4 protein-coding genes are annotated in these 4,368 nt (G+C 71.3%); 2 read left to right on the top strand and 2 right to left on the bottom strand.

Going from position 1 to position 4,368, the window contains the following annotated elements:
- Positions 1-59: 59 nt before the first annotated feature.
- Both ppk2 and ACFWM7_RS34025 read right to left on the bottom strand, forming a co-directional pair.
- Positions 60-1,025, bottom strand: a complete 966-nt coding sequence (ppk2, locus tag ACFWM7_RS34030; protein ID WP_383268291.1) for a polyphosphate kinase 2 — start codon at positions 1,023-1,025, stop codon at positions 60-62.
- 135 nt (positions 1,026-1,160) lie between these two features.
- On the bottom strand, positions 1,161-2,222 hold the full coding sequence (locus tag ACFWM7_RS34025) for an ATP-dependent DNA ligase (RefSeq protein ID WP_383268289.1): 1,062 nt from the start codon (positions 2,220-2,222) through the stop codon (positions 1,161-1,163).
- 76 nt (positions 2,223-2,298) lie between these two features.
- Between ACFWM7_RS34025 and ligD the strand changes: the two genes are divergently transcribed.
- The gene (gene ligD, locus ACFWM7_RS34020) at positions 2,299-3,324 is read left to right on the top strand and encodes a non-homologous end-joining DNA ligase (RefSeq protein WP_383268287.1); all 1,026 of its coding nucleotides are present in this window, start codon (positions 2,299-2,301) and stop codon (positions 3,322-3,324) included.
- Positions 3,321-4,368 (top strand): ABC transporter permease (locus tag ACFWM7_RS34015; RefSeq protein WP_383268284.1); only part of this gene is annotated, 1,048 nt, incomplete at its 3' end. The genes ligD and ACFWM7_RS34015, both read left to right, overlap by 4 nt.

Below are 4,368 nucleotides of genomic sequence, written 5' to 3'. Positions count from 1 at the left end.
CCTCCACCCACGGGTGGAGGAGCCCCCTTTCCTCAGCTCCGTGACGGAAGGGGCCCGGATCAATCCTGGCCGGGATGGTTGCCCGGCCCGTGCGCCCGGCCGGTCAGCGGGGTGGGTGAGAGATCCGCCTGCTCCTCGCCGGGCTCCAGCAAGGTGTCCGCAGGACCCACGATCAGCGGGTCCGGTGTTCCGATGGTCTTCTCGTCCTTGCTGTCGTAGTCGAGCCGCCACAGGAGGCTGCGCATCGCCTCCAGCCGACCGCGCTTCTTGTCGTTGTTCTTGACCACCGTCCAGGACGCGTACTCGGTGTCCGTGGCCCGGAACATCGCGACCTTCGCGGCCGTGTACTCGTCCCACAGGTCCAGCGAGGCCACGTCGGTCGGTGACAGCTTCCACTGGCGGACCGGGTCGACCTGCCGGATCGCGAACCGGGTCCGCTGCTCGCCGCGGGAGACCGAGAACCAGAACTTCACCAGCAGCACGCCGTCCTCGACGAGCATCCGCTCGAACTGCGGGGCCTGCTTGAGGAAATGCTCGTACTGCTCGGTGGTGCAGAAGTCCATCACCCGCTCCACACCGGCCCGGTTGTACCAGGACCGGTCGAAGAACACGATCTCCCCGGCGGTCGGGAGCTGGGCCACATAGCGCTGGAAGTACCACTGCCCGCTCTCCCGCTCGGTGGGCTTCTCCAGGGCGACCACCCGCGCGCCACGCGGGTTGAGCCGCTCGGTGAACCGCTGGATGGTCCCGCCCTTGCCCGCCGCGTCACGGCCCTCGCACAGGACCACCAGCCGCTGCCCGCTCTCCCGGACCCAGCGCTGGAGCTTCAGCAGTTCGATCTGGAGGACGCGCTTCTCCTGCTCGTACTCCTTGCGGCCCACCCGTCGGTCGTACGGGTAGTTCTCCCGCCAGGTCTCGATCGGGCGGCCCTGATCGTCCAGCAGGACGGGCTGCTCGGGACGGCGGCCGTCCACGGTCAGCCCCTTCAGCAGCTCCGCCGGGTCGGTGTTCGGTTCTTCGGTCATCGTCCTGTCCCCGTTCGCCTCGACATCACCGGTGCGGGAGAGGGCCCACCCCGCCGCGGGTGGGCCCTCTCCCACCGGAACGTGCCCCGACCGCCGCCGTCCATGCCCGTGAGCGGGGGGCACGGCGGGGCCGGGTCAGCCGCCTGCCAGCACCTCGGACAGGTCGTAGGAGACGACCTCCTCCAGCTGTGTGTACGTGCATCCGGCGGGGGACCGGTCCGGCCGCCACCGGCGGAACTGCGTGGTGTGCCGGAACCGGTCGCCCTCCATGTGGTCGTAGGCCACCTCGCACACCCGCTCGGGGCGCAACGGCACCCAGGACTGGTCCTTCTTGCCGGTCCAGCGGTTCTGCGTCCCCGGCAGCCGGGAGGCCTCGTGCGCCGCCGCGTCCGCCCAGGCGCCCCACGGGTGCTCGGCGAACTCGCAGCGCAGCGGAGCGAGTTCCTCGGCCAGTTCGGCGCGCCGCTTCATCGGGAAGGCCGCGCAGACCCCGACGTGCTGGAGCACGCCCCCGGTGTCGTACAGGCCGAGCAGGAGCGAGCCGACGACCGGGCCGCTCTTGTGCTCGCGGTAGCCCGCCACCACGACGTCGGCGGTCCGTTCGTGCTTGATCTTGTACATCACCCGGGTGTCGGGCCGGTAGGGGAGGTCGAGCGGCTTCGCCACGATCCCGTCGAGTCCCGCCCCCTCGTACCGGTCGAACCACTGCCGGGCCAGCTCGATGTCCGTGGTCGACGGGGCGAGGAGGACGGGCGCAAAGGCTCCCGCGAGGGCGGCCGTCAGCACGGCCCGCCGGTCCACCTGCGGGGTGCTCAACACAGAGGTGTCGTCGACCGCGAGGACGTCGAAGGCGATGAAGCTCGCCGGGGTCTGCTCGGCGAGCATCCGTACCCGGGAGTCCGCCGGATGGATGCGCTCGCTGAGCCGCTCGAAGTCGAGCCGCCCCTCGTGCGCGATGACGATCTCCCCGTCGATCACACAGCGCGGCGGGAGGTTGTCCCGAACGGCGTCGACCAGATCGGGGAAGTAGCGGGTCAGCGACTTGCCCGTACGGCTGCCGATCTCGACCTCGTCGCCGTCCCGGTACACGATCGCCCGGAAACCGTCCCACTTCGCCTCGTACGCCATGCCCGGCGGGATCTTGGCCACCGACTTGGCGAGCATCGGCTTGATGGGCGGCATCACCGGCAGGTCCATGGCCCGATTCTGGACCGCGCACCCGCCCATGTCTCCCGATGTGCGGCATATGTGCGACCGGCCTACGGTGGCCGTCATGGGAGCAGCGGTGGAGCTGGACGCGGGCGGACGGGCCGTGAGGCTGTCCAACCCGGACAAGGTGTACTTCCCCGAGAAGGGCTACACCAAGAGGGACGTGGCCGAGTACTTCCTGGCCGTCGGCCCCGGGATCACCCGTGCCCTGAACCACCGTCCGACCACCCTCCAGCGCTTCGTGGACGGGGTGGAGGGCGACTTCTTCTACCAGAAGCGCGCCCCGAAGAACCTCCCCGAGTGGATCCCCACCGCCCGGATCGCCTTCCCCAGCGGCCGCCCCGCCGACGAGATCTGCCCCACCGAGCTCGCCGCCGTGATCTGGGCCGCCAACCTCGGCACCCTCACCTTCCACCCCTGGCCGGTGCGGGCCGGGGACACCGACCACCCGGACGAGCTGCGCATCGACCTCGACCCGCAGCCCGGCACCGACTACGCCGACGCCGTCACCGCCGCCCACGAGCTGCGCTCCGTCCTGGAGGACCACGGCGTACGCGGCTGGCCCAAGACCTCCGGCGGCCGCGGGATCCACGTGTTCGTGCCCATCGAGCCCGCCTGGACGTTCACCGAGGTGCGGCGCGCCACCATCGCCGCCGGGCGCGAGCTGGAGCGGCGGATGCCCGAGCGGGTGACGACCGCCTGGTGGAAGGAGGAGCGCGGGGAGCGGATCTTCGTCGACTTCAACCAGACCGCGCGCGACCGCACGATCGCCTCCGCCTACTCCGTACGTCCGTTCCCGCACGCCCCGGTCTCCGCGCCGCTGCGCTGGGACGAGATCGACGACGCCGAGCCGCGCGATTTCGACATCCGGACGCTCCCGGTGCGGTACGCCGAACTCGGCGACGTCCACGCCGACATGGACCAGGAGGCGTTCCGGCTCGACGGGCTGCTGGAGCTGGCCGACCGGGACGAGAAGGAGCGCGGCCTCGGCGACATGCCGTACCCGCCGGAGTATCCGAAGATGCCGGGCGAGCCCAAGCGCGTCCAGCCCAGCCGAGCCCGCCACGACGACGACGGGAACCCCGCGTGAGCGGAAGCAGCGAGAAGCACGGCGCGCACGGGCGGCCGCTCACCCTCCGCGAGCGCTGGGAGGCGTACAAGAACGGCCCGTTCCTGCCCGCGACCGTCCTCGTCCTGATCGTCGCCGCCGCAGCCGGTCTCTTCGCCGGCTCCTACACGTACGCGATGGCGAACCCCACCCCGCACCGGATCCCGGCGGCCCTGGTCACCCAGCCGGAGGTGGAGCGCGGCGAGGCGTTCGTCGCGGGGATGGAGAAGGCCCTCGACGCCTCGCTCGAACTCCACGACTACCCGGACGTCGCCGACGCCCGCCGCGCCCTGGACGAACAGAAGGTCTTCGCGATCGTGCGCGCGTCCGACGACGGGGTGGCGCTCGACGTGGCCGGAGCCTCGGGCGCCTCGGTGGCGGAGCTGCTCGGCAAGGCCGGGATCGAGGTGGGGGACGCCACGGGCGTCGAGGTCACCGTCCGGGACGTCAAGCCGCTCCAGAGGGGCGACCCGCGCGGGCTCGCCCTGTTCTACATCTCGCTGGCCGCCGTCATCATGGGCTTCCTCGGCGCGATCCAGCTCAGCGTGCACGCCCACGGCCTCAACCCGGCCGAGCGCATCGCCTTCACCGTCGCCTACGCCCTGCTCGGCGGGTTCGCCATCGCCGCGGCCGTGGACTGGTGGCTCGGGGCGGTGGACCTGCCGTTCGTCCAGTCCTGGCTCATCCTGGCGTTCACGATGTTCACCTCCGGCATGGTCTTCACCATGTTCAACACCCTGATGGGCCGCTGGGCGATGATCCCCACCTGGGGCGTCATGGTGCTGCTCGGCAACCCGTCATCCGGCGGGGCGGTGTCGTGGCCGCTGCTGCCCTCGGCGCTCGGCCACATCGGCCGCTGGCTGCCGCCGGGGGCCTCCGTCAACGCCCAGCACACGGCCGTCTACTACCAGGGCCACCAGTTCGTCCTCCCGTACCTGGTCCTCGCCGCCTGGGCGCTGGTCTCCTGCACGGTCTTCTGGGTGTGGCGGCACCGACACCCAGGAGGCCGCGCCCGCACGCCTGAGC

Origin of the sequence: Streptomyces sp. NPDC058375 (assembly GCF_042723425.1) — a bacterium.
Taxonomy (GTDB): domain Bacteria; phylum Actinomycetota; class Actinomycetes; order Streptomycetales; family Streptomycetaceae; genus Streptomyces; species Streptomyces durocortorensis.
This window is presented reverse-complemented; position numbering and strand designations above follow the sequence as displayed.

Bases quoted from the DNA above. Each gene is read 5' to 3' on its own strand.
- ligD (WP_383268287.1), top strand. From the start codon at position 2,299: ATGGGAGCAGCGGTGGAGCTGGACGCGGGCGGACGGGCCGTGAGGCTG.
- ppk2 (WP_383268291.1), bottom strand. From the start codon at position 1,025: ATGACCGAAGAACCGAACACCGACCCGGCGGAGCTGCTGAAGGGGCTG.
- ACFWM7_RS34025 (WP_383268289.1), bottom strand. From the start codon at position 2,222: ATGGACCTGCCGGTGATGCCGCCCATCAAGCCGATGCTCGCCAAGTCG.